This window comes from Enterobacter sp. 50793107, from assembly GCF_001463365.1.
Taxonomy (GTDB): domain Bacteria; phylum Pseudomonadota; class Gammaproteobacteria; order Enterobacterales; family Enterobacteriaceae; genus Enterobacter; species Enterobacter cloacae.
Genome location: NZ_LNII01000174.1, coordinates 1 through 729 on the forward strand (window position 1 = coordinate 1; position 729 = coordinate 729).

The 729-nt window shown below is 49.8% G+C and carries 1 pseudogene; it reads right to left on the reverse strand.

Features of this window, described 5'->3' with window-relative positions:
• Nucleotides 1–721, reverse strand: a pseudogene (gene silS, locus APU11_RS25890) (copper/silver sensor histidine kinase SilS); the annotation flags it as partial.
• Nucleotides 722–729 lie beyond the last annotated feature (8 nt).

Here is a 729-nt window from a genome sequence, read left to right on the forward strand (position 1 = left end):
CAATGGGAACGCGTGTCGGTTCCAGCCGCGCATCAAGATTCTCGGAGGTGATGTTTTTAATGGCATTGCTGACATTACGAAGGGGCAGGTGCCCCTGACGGACAGCAATGCGAATGATCAGAACAATTAGCAGACTTATCACGACAGCGATCGCAATCAGATTTTTTTTCAGCGCATCGAGGTAATGGAGATGGAAATTAATGGAGAGGCCAGTCAGCATGACATAGTTCTGCTGTTTGCCCTGAAATATCGCCTGACCAGATGAGGCGATAATTCTGTATGTTTCCATCTTCATTCCGGACCCGGTATCCATCGCTCTCGCAGGATCCTCCACCGTCCAGAGAAAGACATCACGTGCACGGCTGTGCTCGCTAAAATCGGCTGAATTCACAGCAGAGCGTAAAGCAGCCCCCTGCACAGAGCTGTACAGCACCTCTCCCCGGGGATTGAGGAGCAAAAGAGCAACGTTACGGTAGCTGGCGATCGATTCCTTTATTTTGCTTACTTTTTTTTCATCCGGATCAACCGGAGACTGCAGGATACGGTTTAGTGTGGTGCTGATTTGTTGCAGATCGCTGACATCCTGCTCGGCAAAATGCTTATCAACAGAATGCAGCATAAACCAGGTGAAGGCGATAAACGCCAGTATTGTGGACAGGCTGATAAAAAAGGTCAGCCGCAGAGCGAGTGAGAAAGGTCGTCTGGACGGTTTGCTATGCATTCCGGTTC